At 35.9% G+C, this 17,162-nt stretch carries 15 protein-coding genes and 1 pseudogene; 13 read left to right on the top strand and 3 right to left on the bottom strand.

The window, feature by feature from the left end; all coding sequences use genetic code 11:
* Nucleotides 1-109 precede the first annotated feature (109 nt).
* Nucleotides 110-520 (bottom strand): transcriptional repressor, encoded by a 411-nt coding sequence (locus L3081_RS17380; RefSeq protein ID WP_420839754.1) that lies wholly within the window; start codon nucleotides 518-520, stop codon nucleotides 110-112.
* A gap of 269 nt (nucleotides 521-789) precedes the next feature.
* Here L3081_RS17380 and L3081_RS17375 point away from each other — a divergent pair, with 269 nt between their 5' ends.
* Nucleotides 790-1,866 (top strand): acyltransferase family protein, encoded by a 1,077-nt coding sequence (locus tag L3081_RS17375; RefSeq protein ID WP_242287303.1) that lies wholly within the window; start codon nucleotides 790-792, stop codon nucleotides 1,864-1,866.
* A gap of 81 nt (nucleotides 1,867-1,947) precedes the next feature.
* Here L3081_RS17375 and L3081_RS17370 read toward each other — a convergent pair whose 3' ends face one another.
* A complete protein-coding gene (locus L3081_RS17370) occupies nucleotides 1,948-2,586 on the bottom strand; it encodes a TetR family transcriptional regulator (RefSeq protein ID WP_242287302.1) in 639 nt (212 codons plus the stop codon).
* 279 nt (nucleotides 2,587-2,865) lie between these two features.
* On the opposite strand from L3081_RS17370, the gene L3081_RS17365 reads away from it, so the two are divergent.
* The 12 genes and pseudogenes from L3081_RS17365 (at nucleotide 2,866) to L3081_RS17315 (ending at nucleotide 16,227) form a co-directional block, all read left to right on the top strand.
* The gene (locus tag L3081_RS17365; protein ID WP_242287301.1) at nucleotides 2,866-3,891 is read left to right on the top strand and encodes an efflux RND transporter periplasmic adaptor subunit; all 1,026 of its coding nucleotides are present in this window, start codon (nucleotides 2,866-2,868) and stop codon (nucleotides 3,889-3,891) included.
* Nucleotides 3,819-3,998, top strand: a complete 180-nt coding sequence (locus tag L3081_RS29200) for a permuted SH3 domain-containing protein (RefSeq protein WP_420839753.1) — start codon at nucleotides 3,819-3,821, stop codon at nucleotides 3,996-3,998. The genes L3081_RS17365 and L3081_RS29200 overlap by 73 nt, the downstream gene beginning before the upstream one ends.
* A 3-nt stretch (nucleotides 3,999-4,001) precedes the next feature.
* Nucleotides 4,002-7,123: pseudogene (locus L3081_RS17360) on the top strand (efflux RND transporter permease subunit).
* Nucleotides 7,124-7,274: 151 nt separating this feature from the next.
* Nucleotides 7,275-8,654, top strand: coding sequence for a UbiA prenyltransferase family protein (locus L3081_RS17355; RefSeq protein WP_242287300.1), 1,380 nt, complete (start codon nucleotides 7,275-7,277; stop codon nucleotides 8,652-8,654).
* Between the two features lie 802 nt (nucleotides 8,655-9,456).
* The gene (gene dusA, locus L3081_RS17350) at nucleotides 9,457-10,506 is read left to right on the top strand and encodes a tRNA dihydrouridine(20/20a) synthase DusA (protein ID WP_242287299.1); all 1,050 of its coding nucleotides are present in this window, start codon (nucleotides 9,457-9,459) and stop codon (nucleotides 10,504-10,506) included.
* 1,447 nt (nucleotides 10,507-11,953) lie between these two features.
* Nucleotides 11,954-12,271, top strand: a complete 318-nt coding sequence (locus L3081_RS17345; protein WP_242287298.1) for a hypothetical protein — start codon at nucleotides 11,954-11,956, stop codon at nucleotides 12,269-12,271.
* 41 nt (nucleotides 12,272-12,312) lie between these two features.
* The gene (gene pspA / locus L3081_RS17340; protein ID WP_242287297.1) at nucleotides 12,313-12,987 is read left to right on the top strand and encodes a phage shock protein PspA; all 675 of its coding nucleotides are present in this window, start codon (nucleotides 12,313-12,315) and stop codon (nucleotides 12,985-12,987) included.
* A gap of 137 nt (nucleotides 12,988-13,124) precedes the next feature.
* Nucleotides 13,125-13,355, top strand: coding sequence for a PspC domain-containing protein (locus L3081_RS17335; protein WP_242287296.1), 231 nt, complete (start codon nucleotides 13,125-13,127; stop codon nucleotides 13,353-13,355).
* A gap of 31 nt (nucleotides 13,356-13,386) precedes the next feature.
* Nucleotides 13,387-13,743 (top strand): hypothetical protein, encoded by a 357-nt coding sequence (locus L3081_RS17330; protein WP_242287295.1) that lies wholly within the window; start codon nucleotides 13,387-13,389, stop codon nucleotides 13,741-13,743.
* A 244-nt stretch (nucleotides 13,744-13,987) separates the two neighbouring features.
* On the top strand, nucleotides 13,988-14,422 hold the full coding sequence (locus tag L3081_RS17325) for a copper chaperone PCu(A)C (protein ID WP_242287294.1): 435 nt from the start codon (nucleotides 13,988-13,990) through the stop codon (nucleotides 14,420-14,422).
* 9 nt (nucleotides 14,423-14,431) lie between these two features.
* Nucleotides 14,432-15,433, top strand: coding sequence for a DUF2333 family protein (locus L3081_RS17320; protein WP_242287293.1), 1,002 nt, complete (start codon nucleotides 14,432-14,434; stop codon nucleotides 15,431-15,433).
* A 5-nt stretch (nucleotides 15,434-15,438) separates the two neighbouring features.
* Nucleotides 15,439-16,227, top strand: a complete 789-nt coding sequence (locus L3081_RS17315) for a TIGR04219 family outer membrane beta-barrel protein (RefSeq protein ID WP_242287292.1) — start codon at nucleotides 15,439-15,441, stop codon at nucleotides 16,225-16,227.
* Nucleotides 16,228-16,315: 88 nt separating this feature from the next.
* Here L3081_RS17315 and L3081_RS17310 read toward each other — a convergent pair whose 3' ends face one another.
* Entirely contained in the window at nucleotides 16,316-16,960 is a 645-nt protein-coding gene (locus L3081_RS17310) for a lytic transglycosylase domain-containing protein (protein WP_242287291.1), read from the bottom strand.
* Between the last annotated feature and the right edge of the window lie 202 nt (nucleotides 16,961-17,162).

The following is a 17,162-nucleotide window of genomic DNA, read 5'->3' as shown; positions in this document are numbered from 1 at the left end:
ATAAAACCGAATTTTAATCGGAATTTATACCACATGTATCATTATATGTGTAATTTAGAGAAAGCTTTTGAGATAAAATGTTTAATTTATGAGATTAATGGAATTATGTTTATTCGATTTGACAGCTTTGACAGCTTTGACAGTGCCCATGTGCTTCGACAATTTGATGGGTAATGCTAAAACCGTTAGCGTCAGCCATAGAGCGCAACGCCAGATCAAAATTGTTGGACTGTATTTCTTCTACTTGACCACATTTGTCGCAAATCAGTAATTGTACAGGATGGTTACAATCACCAAAATGATGACACATAACAAAGGCGTTAATGGACTCAATTTTATGAACAAAGCCTTGTTTAGACAAAAAATCTAAGGCTCTGTAAATAGTAGCGGGCTTGGCTGAAGAGTCTGATTTTTTGAGTTTATCCAATAAATCATAGGCACCTATGGCACCTTCATGCTTAGCAAGTAGTAAAAAAACTTGCTCACGAGCTTTAGTTAAACGAGCTCCTTTTTTTGACACACTTGTTGGGCTTGATAGAGTAATTTTTCAGCAGACATAGCAGTTAGCATTATAGATTTTTCTTCAGTTTAACACAGTAGTTCACAGCGTCTATAGGTTATGGCTGACTTTAAAAAGTCTTAGCCTAAAAATAGCAATTTGATTTGGTAATATTTCAGTTAAAACATTAGCAAAATGCTTAATATTGCTTTACATTAGCTAATGATAGCGCTGTCATTTTTGTATGATTAATATTTTTAACATTTGTTTAGATATTTTGGATTTAACCTATGACTAGATACCTTGCCCTAGATGCATTTAGAGGTATAACGATTGCATTGATGATTTTGGTCAACACGCCTGGTACTTGGGCACATGTTTATGCACCTCTATTGCATGCGAATTGGCATGGTGTTACGCCAACGGATTTAGTGTTTCCTTTCTTTTTGTTTATTATTGGCTCTGCAATGTTTTTTTCTTTTAAAAAGAGTAACTTTTCAGCGTCTCCTATTCAATTCCTAAGGATTCTAAGACGTGGCTTTATCATGTTTTTTATTGGCTTTATGCTTAATGTTATTCCCTTTGATACACCTATGGAAGAATGGCGTATTATGGGCGTTTTACAACGTATTGGTATAGCCTATGTCATAGCGGCTAGTTTTGTAATGTTATTAAGTCGTCGTGGTATTTTTATTGTTTCGATAGTTATTCTATTGGCCTATTGGGGAATGTTACTGAGTGTAGGAGAAGCAGGATTAACCATTGAAGGTAATATTGTGCGTCAATTTGACCTTGCCATTTTGGGGGCAAATCATATGTATAGTATGCACGGTATATCTTTTGAGCCTGAAGGGGTACTTAGTACGATGCCTGCTGTGGTGAATATGCTGTTAGGTTTTGAATTAACGCGATATTTAACTACGATAAAAAATAAAAGTTCTAGTGTCTCTAAGCTTGGAATTATTGGCTGCCTTGGTGTAGGACTTGCGATTTTATGGAGTTTTATTTTGCCTATTAATAAATCCTTATGGACAAGTTCTTATGTTATTTACACTACAGGGGTTGCTTGTTTGTTATTAGCCTTTTTTATTTGGTTAATTGATGTAAAAGGGCAAGAAAAGTTGGCCTCGCCATTACTTGTTTATGGCACAAATCCGTTATTTGTTTATATTTTATCGTTTTTGTTTGTCACTGTTTATTTAAATGTTTCTGTTGGTAATAGTAGTTTATATCGGTGGTTGTATGAACAATTTAAGTTAATAGCAGAACCAACTCTTGCATCATTTTTATTTGCGCTAACTCATGTTGTTTTATTTTGGGTTATTTCTTTATTACTGTACCAACGTAGAATATTTATCAAAATTTAAAGTCGATAGATTCACGCTAGTACCTTGCACTATTAAATAAAGTACAATAGTGCAACTATGAAGTAGTTGAAGTTGTAATGCTTACTGTTTAATTCTTAATTCAGGACTGTTGTGGAGTAAGAACATATAATTATCAACTAAGGGTTCTATCATTGAATTTAGATCAAAATGATTAGGCAAGAATAACCAATTATTGAGTAAACCTGCGAAATAAGCATGTTTTATTATAGCTGCTTGATAAACATCTAAATCTTGAGGTAACTGCCCTTTATTGATGGCATTAATTAAACTACGTTCAATTCGATTAGTGCATTCAATAAATGACATCACTTGTCTTTTTTCTAACTCTTCCGCTTGACCATTTTGTTCAAATTTGTGAAATAAAATAGACATCACTCTATTTTTTCTTCCATCTGTTGTTATGTCTCGCAATAAAGCGATTGAAAACTCACGTAATTTTCCTAAAGGATCGGGTTCGTTCTCATCAGCACATTCTTCAGCCAATCTGTCTAGTGGTAACCTTACTCGATCGACCATAGCTTCAAATATGTCAACTTTGTTTTTAAAGTGCCAATAAATCGCACCACGCGTCATACCTACATGTTTAGCAATATCCATTAAGGTCGTTTGAGAATAGCCTTTATCATAAAAAACAGCTTCCGCAGCATCGAGTAATTGATTACGCGTTTCTATTGCTTCTTCTTTGGTTTTTCTTACCATAACTCACCTACATAAATATTTACAAAAAGCATCAATATCGTTTAATTAATGGTTGATATTGTAGTTAATACTAATCTAAAATACAAAACATTCGTGTATGTATGTTTAATTTTGTAATTAATGTACGTATTTTATTTAGCTCAAAGGAGTGTATCTACAGTAGAAGGCCTTTTTCGTATTTGTCTGCCTATCGTAAGATATTTCAAATTTAACCGTGGCTCCTGTGCTTTATAGATTGTCATGTTTTGTCATTATAATTAAAATCAGTTAGAGGTTTTTATGAAATTGAAGATCAACACCTTTATGTTGTTGTCATCGTTTATTGTGTTCTTAACAGCATGCCGGCCAAGTAAAGCAAACAAACAATCGGCATCTACAAGACCAAGACAACAAGTTGATGTTGTGACAATAGCAGAGCAAAGTGTCTCGTTAGTAGATGTTTTACCTGCGAGAGCGGTTGCATCAAAAGTAGCTGAAGTACGTCCGCAAGTAACAGGGATTATTTTAAAACGTCATTTTGTTGAAGGTAGTCGTATTGAAGCAGGACAACCTTTGTATCAAATAGATGATGTTATTTATCAAGCAAATGTGGCTTCTGCTCAGGCAAAATTAGCACAAACGAATGCTAATTTAGTTACCGCTAAGGCAGAATTAAAACGCTATAAAACGCTAATCAAAGACAAGTCTGTTAGTCAACAAAGTGTTGACCAAGCACAGGCGCAATTTGATGCGTTGAACGCTGAATTAGCGATGGATAAAGCTGCATTACACAAAGCCAATATTGAATTAACTTATACTCAAGTGTTAGCACCTATTTCTGGAATAATTAGTAAGTCGAATATTACAGAAGGGGCGCTAGTATCCGCAGGACAAAGTGATGCGTTAGCCTCTATTACTCAACTAGACCCAATATATTTTGATATTAAGCAAGCGAGCTCAGAGATTAATAAATTACAGCAACGTATTGCTGCAGGCGAATTACAATCTGTTGAAAATAGAGCGAAAATTACCTTAGGCAATAGCTCATACAAGGGTAAGTTATTGTTTAATGAAGTGAGTGTTAATCCAAATACAGACACAGTAACAATACGTGCTGAATTTGAAAATAAAGATAAACGGTTGTTGCCGGGTATGTTTGCACGTATTGAATTAACTCAAGCCGGCGTTTACATAGTATTTTGGTTCCACAAAAAGCGGTGCAGTTTAACCGTAAAGGTGAGTCGAGTGTTTATGTGGTTAACAATGATAATATTGCTGAAATTAGAGTTATTAAAATTGGCCGTTCAATTGGGCAAAATTGGCTAGTACTTTCGGGACTAGTGGCTAACGAGAAAGTGATCACCACAGGCTTACAAAAAATTGCCCCTGGCGCACCTGTTACTCCTGTACATGCAAGTTTAGAGGTGAAATAAAGCATGGCTAAAACATTTATTGATCGCCCTATATTAGCGTGGGTTATTGCCATAATGATCATGCTTGCCGGTGTGTTGTCTATTTTGCAATTACCTATTTCTCAGTATCCGGATGTAGCCCCTCCATCGGTCTCTATATCCGCAAAATATGCGGGGGCTTCTAGTGAGGTGGTTCAAGATACGGTAGTACAAGTGATTGAGCAAAGTTTAACGGGTATTGACAATGTGCAATACATTAGTGCTTCGTCTGATTCTAGCGGTAATGCCAGTATTACACTAACTTTTACCGCGGGTACTAACCCTGATACAGCACAAGTACAAGTTCAGAATAAACTTCAAACGGCCATGCCATTATTACCGCAAACCGTACAGCAAAATGGTATTCAAGTAGCAAAGTCATCTTCTGGTTTTTTAATGGTTATTGCTTTTTATTCACCAGATAATCACTTTAACCGAAATGATATATCAGATTTTATTGCTGCCAATATTCGAGATCAAATCAGCCGGGTTAACGGGGTTGGTGACGTAAGATTTTTTGGATCACAATATGCTATGCGTGTTTGGATTAATCCAGAAAAGATGACGCAATACGGGATAAGTAGCCAAGATATTACTGAAGCGATAACCAATCAAAATGCACAGATTGCCGCGGGTGAATTAGGTGGGGCACCTTCGGTTAAAGGACAACAAATTAATGCCAGTATTATTGTTGAAACGGGCTTAAAAACAGCGGAAGAGTTTAGCAATATCTTGATTAAAGTTAATGCGGATGGCTCTACGATATTGCTAAAAGATGTGGCTCGTGTTGAACTGGGTGGCGAAAACTATCAATTATTGACAGAGTATAAAAATCAAACGGCTGCAGGTTTAGGTATTTCTTTAGCATCAGGGGCTAATGCGCTTGAAACAGCGGCAGCTATTCGTGCTCGTATTGCCGAATTGAGCCCATTAATTCCTGAAGGAATGGAAGTGGTATTCCCTTATGATGCCACGCCATTTGTTAAATTATCCATAATGGGGGTAATACAAACGTTAGCTGAAGCAATTGTTTTAGTTTTTTGTGTTATGTATTTGTTCTTACAAAATTTTAGAGCAACCCTTATTCCAACCATTGCAGTGCCGGTTGTATTACTGGGAACGTTTGCGATTTTATGGGCTTTTGGTTTTTCAATTAACACCTTAACGATGTTTGGTATGGTGCTTGCCATAGGGTTGTTGGTTGATGACGCCATTGTGGTTGTTGAAAATGTTGAGCGTGTGATGCATGAGGAGGGCTTGTCTCCGAAAGAAGCTACGCGTAAATCCATGAAACAAATTACCAGTGCCTTAATTGGCATTGCATTAGTTTTATCTGCTGTATTTGTGCCCATGGCATTTTTTGGTGGTTCTACAGGTGTTATTTATCGACAATTCTCCATTACCGTTGTGTCATCTATGGTGTTATCTGTCATTGTTGCCCTTATTCTAACCCCGACGTTATGTGCCACAATGCTAAAACCTGTTGAGCATCATAAGAAACCGGAAAAAGGTTTTTTTGCTTGGTTTAATCGATTAATAGATAGATCAACCATCCGCTACCAATCGGCTTTAGGAAAGATCTTAAGCCAAACTGTTCGTTACATGTTGATTTATGGATTATTAGTTGTTGGTCTAGTCTTTTTGTTTATGCGTCTGCCAACTTCTTTTTTACCTGATGAAGATCAAGGCACCATGTTTACACAAATGATACTACCACAAGGTGCTAGTCAGGAACGCTCTGCAGAAGTGATGAATAAAATAGAAAAATTTTATTTAGAAGATGAAGCTGAGAATGTGGAGGCGATATTTTCCGTGATTGGTTTTAGTTTTAGTGGACAAGGCCAAAATTCGGGCTTAGTTTTTGTGAAGCTCAAAGATTGGAAAGAAAGAACACGAGCAGATCAACACGTTAAAGCTATTGCTAGTAGAGCAATGGGGCATTTCTCACAATTTAAAGAAGCGGCCGCATTTGCGTTTGTTCCTCCCGCAATAAGAGAGCTAGGTAACTCATCAGGTTTTGACTTCCAGTTACAAGACTTGTCTGGACTTGGGCATGAAGCGCTAATAAATGCACGTAATCAGTTATTAGGTATGGCAGCACAAGACCCACGGTTAATGGCTGTTAGGCCCAATGGTCAAGAAGATACAGCACAATTTAAAATCGATATTGATCAACAAAAAGCGATGGCGTTAGGTTTGTCACTTACAGATATTAATCAAACGTTTTCGACGGCTTGGGCATCAAATTATGTGAATGATTTTGTTGATAATGGTCGAGTGAAAAGGGTTTATGTACAAGCTGATGCGCCTTATAGAATGATGCCTGATGATCTTAAATTTTGGTATGTACGCAATAATCAGGATGAAATGGTACCTTTTACTGCCTTTAGTTCAGCGCGTTGGATATATGGCCCGAAAAACTTGAACGCTACAACGGTGTTTCGTCGGTACAAATTTTGGGGCAAGCAGCACCAGGGTTAAGTACGGGTGATGCCATGCAGGCGATGACGGAAATTGCAGCGAAATTACCAAAAGGCATAGGTTTTGAATGGTCAGGTATGTCACTGCAAGAAAGGCAATCAGGTGATCAAGCACCGTTATTGTATGCCTTATCAATATTAGTTGTATTTTTATGTCTAGCGGCATTATATGAAAGTTGGAGTATTCCTTTCTCAGTGATGATGGTAGTACCGGCGGGTGTGATAGGTGCATTATCATTTGCACTGGCTAGAGGCTTATCGAATGATGTGTATTTTCAGGTGGGCTTGTTAACCACTATAGGGTTAGCGGCTAAAAACGCTATTCTTATTATTGAGTTTGCGCGTTCTTTGTATGAAGAAAATCATGGTAAAAAAAGCTTGATAGAGTCAACTATTGAAGCCGCGCGCTTACGTTTACGACCCATTATCATGACGTCACTAGCGTTTATGCTTGGTGTTACCCCTTTAGTTTTAAGCACTGGCGCCGGATCTGGCAGTCAAAATGCGATTGGTACTGGGGTATTTGGTGGTATGTTATCGGCAACCGTATTGGCTATTTTCTTTGTACCTTTGTTTTTTGTGGTGGTTTATAAAATATCTGAAAAACTAACGAAGAAGGCAAAGTAAAGTCTCTAACATTGTAATGTTTCAACCTCAGCCATTAATATACTGTTAATGGCTGAACAGAGAGCCTTTGCTTTATTTTAAGTAATAAGGTTAGTATATTGTAATTAGAGGGAAAAAATTAACCATATTATCTAGGGTGAAGTATTAAGGCGTGAAAAAAGTCAAATTATCTCAAGATGAGAATTTATCGATTAAAATAAGTTATCAATTGTTGCCTCAAGAATTGCAACGTATTGATCTTTATTTTTCGCTGCCTGTTGAAATGGGCATCAGCCCAAGCACGTTAAATGTTGAAGATTACTTTTACAGTAATATTAAAAGTCATAGTGCCTATTATTCGGCCCAATTACATCTTCCTCTAGTGCGAAGTCGTTTTATCAGTCAACGTTTCGAAGAAGAAGATCAAAATGGGCAAAGTGACTATCGACTGAATTTAAATTTGTATTCCTATCAGTTAAAAATAGCGGATGCTGATGTCAAACAAACCTTAAAATTAAAAACGGCAGAAGAGTTTTATCCTGCAGCTATTGAATTAGCAGACCAGATAGCAGGATTAGTAAAAAAACTACGACGATCTACCCCCTCCGACACTAAATTGAGTTCTTTTTTTGAAAATGCCGATAACTATTTGAGTTGGCACATAGAACAGTCATTTTTAAAGTTACTGTCTAAGGGGCCTAAAAGTAGTGAATTTACTACGGAACGCGAGTTTTTATATACTTTTTGTCGTGAAGAAAATAATTATCGTATTGAATGTAACTATAATTCGCAGATAACGCTTTCAGACCCTAATCGTATAACGAATAAAATGCGGTTGTTACAGCGTTTAATTGAATACGGTGTGGTATTTCAAAAACAAACGCGATATTTAGATTTAAATTTGAAACGGTTAGTCAGAGGCAGCGTTACTGCGGTTATTATGGCCTTTGTTATGTTGCTTGTACTGAATGCACGATCAAGCTTCACCGAAGTCACCTTAGCGTTGATCGCTTTTTTAGGCTTGATTTACGGTTTACGAGAAACATTTAAAGAAGACGTGACCAACGTAATTTGGCGTAAAATTCAAAAAGGTCGCCCAAAATGGCAAAATATATTTAGGCACAGTGTTAATCAAAAACGTATTTTGAATCAAATACTGTGGTTAGAATACATAACCCCAAAAGATTTACCTAAATCAGTGAATGACTTATTTCAAAAGCGTCGGCAACAAAATAAGCAAGCCGCCCGTTTGTTTCATTTTCGTTGCGATAATAAAGTGATCGTTAAAGCCTTTTTACCCGGGTATGATGAAATTCAACAACAAATATTTTTTAATTTAACCCCCTTTGTTCGTTTTTTGAAAAAAGGTCTTGGTCGTTTGTATAGTTTAGATGGGCAAAAAATATCAAGCCAAGCGGTTGAACGTCGCTATCAAATCAACCTTATTCTTCGCTGTGTAGACAAAACAGGTGAACACTTACAGCGTTTTAAAATAACGATGAATCGTAGTGAAATTGTAAATATTGAAGCTATGCCAATGGTTATAGATTAATACCGATTAGAAAAACAATTATTAAGCTGAGTTCAGGTTAGTTAACTCGATTTGTCTACAATAAGAAGCCTAAGCATCAGTTTGAAAAATAAAGTTTCCTCATTACCTGTTATGTAAACACTAAAGAAAATGAATTTCAATCTCTTCATCCTTACTTTGTTCAACATATAATTTTGCTAATTCCACTGTGCCAAAATGTACTTTGATGTTTTGGAGTATTTCTTTTTTTGACGAGAAATGTTTTTACTTTTGCAGTTGATAATATGTAGCCAGGTTTCAACAAGTACTACAGGAGGGAATTCTTTCATCACTTAATCATCCTTAATTCGTTGAGTGATGATTATAGACAATAATTAAAAAAATGAAATGAATCTTTATTAAAGCGATAGAATGTGAACGTAACTATATCTACTGAATCTACAGATTTTGTTTATTTCTAATAATTATAAATATTGTAGTGAAATCTGGGAAGTCCAAACCTTGCCCCATCAAGTATCAAAAATGCATCGTTAGGGTTAACATCAACTTTTTCCTTCCAATTTTTTGCTAGTTTTTTACAGAATGTTTTAGATTCTCAGTGTATAATCGCGCTGTTTTTCTTAACTACAATTGTACAGCGATAGCTAAAGTCACCATTTACCATTTGACGTTTGGTAATTGTCTAGTGAAATTTGGTCAGTGCATGAAGCCATTAAAAATCCTACTCATTTATGGTGTACATAGGGTGTACTATTCATGGAAATTGACGGCAATTAATAGAAAATCACGATAATTTATACAGTGTAATTTTCAAGGCTATAGAATGTTAAACCCAGTAAACCCAGTAAACCCAGTAAACCCATTAAATACAACAAAATCAATAGATCATCGTTTCAGCGTTGCACCCATGCTCGACTGGACGGATCGGCATTGCCGATATTTCTACCGAACAATGTCCGCCCATACGGTTCTTTATACCGAAATGGTAACAACAGGGGCTATTATACATGGTAAGGGGGATTATCTTTCTTATCATAATGCTGAACATCCCGTAGTTCTGCAATTGGGTGGTAGTAATGTTAAAGACATGACGGAATGTGCGAAAATTGCAGAGCAACATGGTTATGATGAAATTAATATTAATGTGGGGTGTCCGTCAGATCGCGTTCAAAACGGCCGTTTTGGTGCTTGTTTGATGGCTGAGCCACAATTAGTAGCTGAGTGTGTTAGTGAAATGCAAGCGGCTACAAATGTACCAGTTACGGTGAAATCGCGTATTGGTATAGATGATTTAGACTCGTATGAGTTTCTACACACATTTGTTGAACAAGTGGCTAACGCAGGCTGTCGGCACGTTATTGTACATGCTCGTAAAGCTTGGTTAAGTGGTTTAAGCCCAAAACAAAACCGTGATATTCCACCTCTTGACTATGCTAGGGTCTATCAACTAAAGCAAGATTTCCCAAACGTAAACATTTCTATTAATGGGGGTATCAAAACGTTGGTAGAGGCTAATGAGCATTTACAGCATGTTGATGGTGTGATGATCGGTCGTGAAGTTTATAACTCCCCTTATATGTTGGCTCAAGTTGATCAACAGATTTATGGTGTGAATAAACCAATAATCTCGCGGGAGCAAGTCGTGAATATTATGGCGGAGTATATTGATAGTTATATTAGTACAACGCCAGAACATGGAAATAATCGAGCATGGCATGTACTTCGTCATATGATGGGGCTATGTAATGGCTTGGCAGGGGCGCGACAGTTTCGGCGTTCTTTGGGGGATTCATCTGGTGACGATAAGGCAAATGGCGACACCTTAAAGCAAGCCTTTGCTCAAGTTGTAATAACTAACCTCAGCTCGGCTTAATAAATCTTTTTATAAAAGCTATTTTTGCTAACTTCTTCGTTAAATTCACTTGCAATAGCTCCCTATTGACGCGTAAATTTGCCTTGCTTATTTTGCGGACTAAAGTAGCAAAACTATCTAATCATAGTGATAAAATTAAAATTAAATATTAATTTTCAACAAGTTAATCATACCTTGAACCGAGCTCAGGTTAACTAAATAAATATCTGAACAATTGCCAGTGAGGTAAAACTACTCCATAAAGTAACCTCACACTTTGGTCGGCGAGTTGTTTTTTTGTCCTCTACCGCCGGTGGAATACGTGATTATTTCGTCAACACTGCCAGTATCAAGTACAACTTTGTTAGCATAAAAAAGGCATTTAATACCATTGGTATAATTATGGCGGTACTTTTATTGGGCATAGTATTCTTTATCTTTTGTTACATAATTCGCTAAAAAATAGTTGTTTATGCCAGATTTGGTTGTTTTATCCTACGGGAATAATATAAAAACACAAATAAAATTAACTATAACTTGTTAATTATTAATAAGTTAGTTTCTAATTGAAAGAATGGCACAACCTTTGTAATAGTTAGTAAAATTTATTACTAAGGTGCGTAATTCATCTCCTTAGTTAAAGTGGATTGCCAAAATCGACTATTTTTCAATATAACTTAAAGGAACAAATTATGTTAACGCCAACTTCTTTACTCGTTTTAATGATGGTACCCGTTTTTTCAATATTTGCTTTGTCTTTACTGGTGAGTTTCTTTGCACAAAAACAGGGGCAAAACTAGCAACTATTCAATTTAGTGAACATAGAATAAAGTGTAAATCTCCTTTAGTTATATGATTTAACTAATCATAGAGACAAATTTCGCATCAATTTTGTTCCATTGCCTGAAGCGATATTACTTGAAATTATCACCTTAACCATAACCATAACCACCAAACAACCATCAACTATCAAATCACTATCATGAATTAATTAAAGTTGGTTTAGTTAATCTGAGTTCGACTTTTCAATCTACTTATAGCAGCTATTTTTATACTAGTTTAATTGATCTCAATTCGGCTTAAGAAGTTTGCAATCTTTAATTTATTGAAAGTTAATGTTTAATTTTTATATCTTGAATTACGTAAGCATTGTGGCTAGAGGTTACCTCTAACGAATGTCTAAACTTTAAACTAATGTGAGTTTAAATTTAGGCAGTAATATACATTGGTCAAATTTACTATTGGCATGGTCAATTTAACTAAATTTTTGTTTGACATATTATGTCTGTATTAGGTGTGTTTTTGTTAGTTTGAAATTAATTGTTTTAAATCAATTTGTTGTGTTTTTTTATTCTGTTGGCATGACATTTGTAATAGTAGTCATAAGTGTTCAAATACACACAATAACAACGTGATGTTGTTAATGATTTAACCAATATTTTTTACAATTTAAAGAAGGAATTTCAACATGAAACATTTTAATCGTAGCGCAATTACCGTGGCATTAGTTATTACATTAGGAGCTGCTTTTAGTGTCAATGCCAAAGCAGCTGATTCGTCACTTATTGAAAATTCAATAAGTGAGATGGTAATAGCACAAGGACAACAGGTTATAGGAGACTTTACGTTGCAATTACAACAGTCAATATCTGAAGAAATTAATCGCCTTAATGCTAACTTTACTTTTGATGAGTCGATTATAGAGTCTTTAGCATTTTTTACTGAGAGCAGATCGGAATCAGAAACTAATGAATCTGAGCAAGCAACGCAACCGGAAGCTAATTAAACCACTGAATAAACAATTATTGAAATAGTAGGAGAAAACTCATGGGATTATTTACACGTTTTAGTGACATTATTAACGCAAATTTAAATAGCTTGCTAGACAAAGCAGAGCAACCAGAAAAAATGATACGTTTGATCATTCAAGAAATGGAAGAAACGTTAGTTGAGGTTCGAGCAACAGCAGCGAAAAATATTGCAGAGCAAAAATCACAGGATCGTAACATAGCGTCGGTGCAGGCGAGTATTGAACACTGGCAAAGTAAAGCTGAATTAGCCCTGACGAAAACAAGAGAAGATCTTGCGAAATCTGCATTAACTCAAAAACATAAATATCAAAATGAACTAAAGCAACTTGAAAATGAAAGCGAGCAATTAGCCGAATTTTTAGCGCAAGTGCAAGATGATGCGTCTCGTTTACAAACTAAACTGTCAGAAGCACGACGTCGTCAAGAGGCATATACACTCCGCCAAGAATCAGCTCAAGTGAGGTTAAAAATTCGAGAAAAGTCTGCGCTGTACAATATTGAAGAAGCAATGAGTAAGTTTGAACGATACCAACAAAAAATAGATAACATTGAAGCACAAGTTGAAGCATATGATTTAGTACAAACAAATTCAGCAGATGAAAGCTTGAATTCACAATTTGATGAATTAGAAAAAAATGACGCAATAGAAAAAGAAATAGCGCAAATTAGGCAGAAATTAGCAGCGGCTTAAATGGTAACTTGCCTGCACAACCTACGTAGAAAATGGTTTGTTCAGAAAAAGTGCGTAATTGGGGAAAGCAGGGGAGGTAAATTTGAATCATATTCCACTTTCCCTGGAATACAAGCAACATTGAGAAGGAAAATAGTATGAAATATGAAAGAGAATATTCGGCGAGCCCAAGTATAAGCAGAAGTTTGTCTAGAGATTGCGACCATAAAAAAGTATCGGGTGTGTGCGGCGGGATTGCCAAACACTTTGATCTTCCACGTGTCGTTGTGAGAATTGCGGCAATAGGTGCTCTAATTATGCTTCCCGTTGCAACTGCGGTTGCTTATGTCGTTGCCAGTATGTTATTGCCAGATAGTCGACGCAGATAAGAATTAATACGGTTAAATGTGGGAGGGTATGATGACATTTTTTAAATCTTTACTATTAGCAATATTTGCAACGCTATTTCTTACGTATGTTTTAGGTACTAGTTTTTTGGAGTTTCTTGACATAGACGTTTATATGGATGGTCAATTAATTGAGCCGTTAAAAGCGGTAGGCGTATCAGCAGTAGCCACTGTTATTCTTGTACTCATTGCATTAGCGATAGTGTTAAGTGTTTTTGGTTCATTGATTTTTATTGCTTTATTAATTGCAGGCTCCATAGTTATGGTAGCCATTGGTATTTTTTGGCCTGTTTTATTAATTGCTTTAATTATTTGGTTAGTCACTAGAAATAAGTCAGAAATACAATATAATCGAGCTAGGCAGCACTAAAATTTCAAATGTATAAATTATCGCACGAATAAATTGTCAAGATGATATATTAGAAGATGAAGAAATAGCCTTAACCAAGAAAAAATGAACAATAAAACTCAAAAACCAGTTAAAAAAACGAGCTAAGGCTAATTTAACTTCATCAATTATTTAAAGGGATGTGTAGCATAAAATGAAGCAGATATATTTTTTTTGTATAGTATTACCATGTGTTTTTATAAGCTTTTTTGGAAAAGCAAATCCAATGGCTGAAAAGCCAAACTCAATGCTATTAATTGAGCATGCCTATGTTCGTGCAACCATCCCAGGCACTGTTCACTCTTCCTCTTATATGGATATTGAAAATAAAGGAGAGAAAGCAGTTACATTACTGAGTGCTCATAGTGATGTATCTCCTAGAATCGAAATTCACCAACACTCAATGATTGATGGTATGATGCGCATGCGTAAAGTAGATTCTATTGTGATTGAACCTAACGCACGTGTTAAGCTTCAGCCCTCAGGTTTTCATCTAATGTTATTTGATGTTAAAAATCCCCTAAAATCTCAGCAAGAGGTTGAGATAACTTTAAATTTTTCTGATAATGTGTCTGTGACGATGCAAATGCCTGTTTATAGTCCGACTCAAGAACAAGCAGCACAGAAAACTGTGTCAAAAACGCATGTTCATCATCACTAGGAGCAAACTATGCGAATGAATTTCTCAGCGAAAACTGTTGGCTTTACTGTCGCCAGTGTTTTTTTACTTTTCTATTTGGTTGGCGTTTATTGGAGCTTCGATGTTGCGTCGTTTGATGTTAAAGAAGAAGTTGTTGCAGCAGCAGCGGCCGACAATGTATCACCGGTTGTGGGGTATACCACTACCACAACGTTAATAAAAGTCGCTTCAAGTATTCTTGATAAACCCGGGGGGTATATCTCTAACGATGCACTACCGCCAGGTGTATTTTTAGATAATATGCCGGCTTGGGAGTTTGGGGTATTAGAAATGGTGCGAGATATGGCGTTAGTCTTGAGAAAAGACTTTAGTCGCTCACAATCGCAATCATTAGAAAACATACATATTCAAAAAGCTCAACCCAAATTTAATATTGATAATAGAAGTTGGGCTATGCCAAGTGCTGAATCTGAATATAGAAAGGCGATCGATAGTTTATACCTCTATAGAAATGCATTAGTTGGTATTAGTAACGTTAAAAATGATAGTGCTCAATTTTATGCGAGAGCTGATAATTTAACGTCGTATTTAGATGAGATTCAAAAACGGTTAGGTAGTTACTCTCAAAAACTAAGTGCGAGCGTAGGTAAAGATAAAATTAATACTGATTTAGCAGGAGACAGTGAAGCAAGGCAATCAACAAACGAAGGGTCTCATTCACAAGTAAGAACAAGTTGGTGGAAACTCGATGATGTGTTTTATGAGTCTCGTGGCGCAGCATGGGCGTTATTACACTTTTTAAAGGCCGTAGAAATTGACTTTGACAGTGTGTTAAAAAATAAAAATGCGACTATTAGCCTGCAACAAATCATTCGCGAATTAGAAGCTAGCCAAGAAACACTATGGAGCCCAATGGTGTTAAATGGTGACGGTTTTGGTGTGTTAGCTAATCATTCTTTAGTCATGGCTAACTATATTTCGCGCGCTAATGCAGCATTAATTGATTTAAATGAATTATTAAGAAAAGGGTAACGAGAATGAAAAAGGCAATCATAATAACAAGCTTAGCGGCAGTACTCAGTACTAATTCGCAAGCAGATACGTTATTAGGGCTTTATATTGGTGGACAAATTTGGGCTAATCAGGCTGATGGTTCTTTTGGCGAAGGAGAGCTTGCAGAAGATCAAACAAGTTTTTCATTTAAAGATAAAACACAAAGTAATTATTTTATTGCACTTGAGCATCCAATTCCTTTGATTCCAAACTTGAAAATAGCATCAACGACCTTAGATACAAAAGGTAATACTGATCTTCAAAGCCAGTTTACGTTTGGCGGACAAACCTACGATGTTAATGCACATGTTGATGCCGTATTTGATCTAAGTTATATAGATTACACCTTCTATTATGAACTCTTTGATAATGACTTGCTTACTATTGATTTTGGCTTAACAGCCCGCGATATAGATACACATATTAGTGCATCAAGCATCTATAGTTCAGATACTGAAGAGGGGGGACAAAACACAATTACCAGTGAGTTAGGCGGCTCAGGTATTGTACCTATGTTATATGTATCAACTATTGTTGGTTTGCCATTTACTGGCTTTAATGTTTTTGCAGAGGGTAATTTTGCTTCTTACGACGATCAAACACTATACGATTATCAAGTAGGTGTAAGCTATGAAGTGCTTGACAATTTAGCGGTTGATTTAAATGTAATGCTTGGATATCGCTCAATGAAGTTAGAATTAAACGACTTAGATGATTTGTATTCTGATTTAACCTTTGATGGTGTTTTTGTGGGTACAATCGTGCATTTTTAAAGGTACGCTTTAAGCCTAATAATTAAAGAGCACACCATTAAATAATACCATATATGGTAAAATCCCAGTGAACTTGTTTCTCTGGGATTTATATTTTTATAGCGCGTTGATAGCGTCTATGTAAAATATCAACTCGCTCTATGTAAACCTTTGTTTCTGTGAAAGGAGGGATACCACCATACTTCTTTACCGCACCTTCACCCGCATTATATGCAGCGGCTACTAATTTTTTGTTCCCGTGATATTTCTTAAATAGGTGGGCTAAATGTTTTACACCACCATTAATATTCTCTTTGGCTATAAAGGCATTTTTAACGCCTAATGATTGTGCTGTATCTGGCATTAATTGCATTAAACCTTGTGCGCCTTGTTTGGAAATAGCTTTTCTATCAAAATGAGATTCTGCATGAATGATTGCTCGAACGAACGCAGGGTCTACACTATGAAGTAACGCCGCTTGACTAATGTATTGTCTAAATTCTGATAAATATAATTTAGTTCTATACCAGTCGACAGTTGAATTAATTTTACAGGCGTAGCAGTCCACAACAATCTTTTTAAAGTTACGGCCGATAGGTTCAATGTCAGAAAAAGAAGTAACATTACTGGCAGATACATATTTATAGACAGTTTTCTTCTCAAAACTATGAGATGTAGCACAATACATAACACCAAGGAGAATAAATAAATGCAGCGGTGAAAAAAGTATTTTGAATGGGTTAATAATGTTCACAAAGGTGTTATTCCTATTATCCTACTATAAGTACTTATTTTTATTAACATAGCGGGATAATTTACGATTGTCTAAGGTTAATTTTTGATGGCTACTTATCTTTATATACCTTTTTAGAATAATAAACAGCTATCTATTCTTTTTAGCTTTATTAGTTTTTGTCTATCCTTTACCCATACATTGTTATAGGTGAATATTCTTA

The organism is Colwellia maritima (assembly GCF_022669015.1).
In the GTDB taxonomy this organism is placed as follows: domain Bacteria; phylum Pseudomonadota; class Gammaproteobacteria; order Enterobacterales; family Alteromonadaceae; genus Colwellia; species Colwellia maritima.
The sequence above is the reverse complement of the archived record's forward strand: the minus strand, read 5'-3'. Positions and strand labels throughout refer to the sequence as shown.

What these genes read in the sequence shown, in the direction of transcription:
- L3081_RS17375 (WP_242287303.1), top strand. Translation starts at nt 790, where the DNA reads ATGACTAGATACCTTGCCCTAGATGCATTTAGAGGTATAACGATTGCA.
- L3081_RS17325 (WP_242287294.1), top strand. Translation starts at nt 13,988, where the DNA reads ATGGCTGAAAAGCCAAACTCAATGCTATTAATTGAGCATGCCTATGTT.
- L3081_RS17320 (WP_242287293.1), top strand. Translation starts at nt 14,432, where the DNA reads ATGCGAATGAATTTCTCAGCGAAAACTGTTGGCTTTACTGTCGCCAGT.
- L3081_RS17345 (WP_242287298.1), top strand. Translation starts at nt 11,954, where the DNA reads ATGAAACATTTTAATCGTAGCGCAATTACCGTGGCATTAGTTATTACA.
- L3081_RS17335 (WP_242287296.1), top strand. Translation starts at nt 13,125, where the DNA reads ATGAAATATGAAAGAGAATATTCGGCGAGCCCAAGTATAAGCAGAAGT.
- dusA (WP_242287299.1), top strand. Translation starts at nt 9,457, where the DNA reads ATGTTAAACCCAGTAAACCCAGTAAACCCAGTAAACCCATTAAATACA.
- L3081_RS17370 (WP_242287302.1), bottom strand. Translation starts at nt 2,586, where the DNA reads ATGGTAAGAAAAACCAAAGAAGAAGCAATAGAAACGCGTAATCAATTA.
- L3081_RS17330 (WP_242287295.1), top strand. Translation starts at nt 13,387, where the DNA reads ATGACATTTTTTAAATCTTTACTATTAGCAATATTTGCAACGCTATTT.
- pspA (WP_242287297.1), top strand. Translation starts at nt 12,313, where the DNA reads ATGGGATTATTTACACGTTTTAGTGACATTATTAACGCAAATTTAAAT.
- L3081_RS17365 (WP_242287301.1), top strand. Translation starts at nt 2,866, where the DNA reads ATGAAATTGAAGATCAACACCTTTATGTTGTTGTCATCGTTTATTGTG.
- L3081_RS17315 (WP_242287292.1), top strand. Translation starts at nt 15,439, where the DNA reads ATGAAAAAGGCAATCATAATAACAAGCTTAGCGGCAGTACTCAGTACT.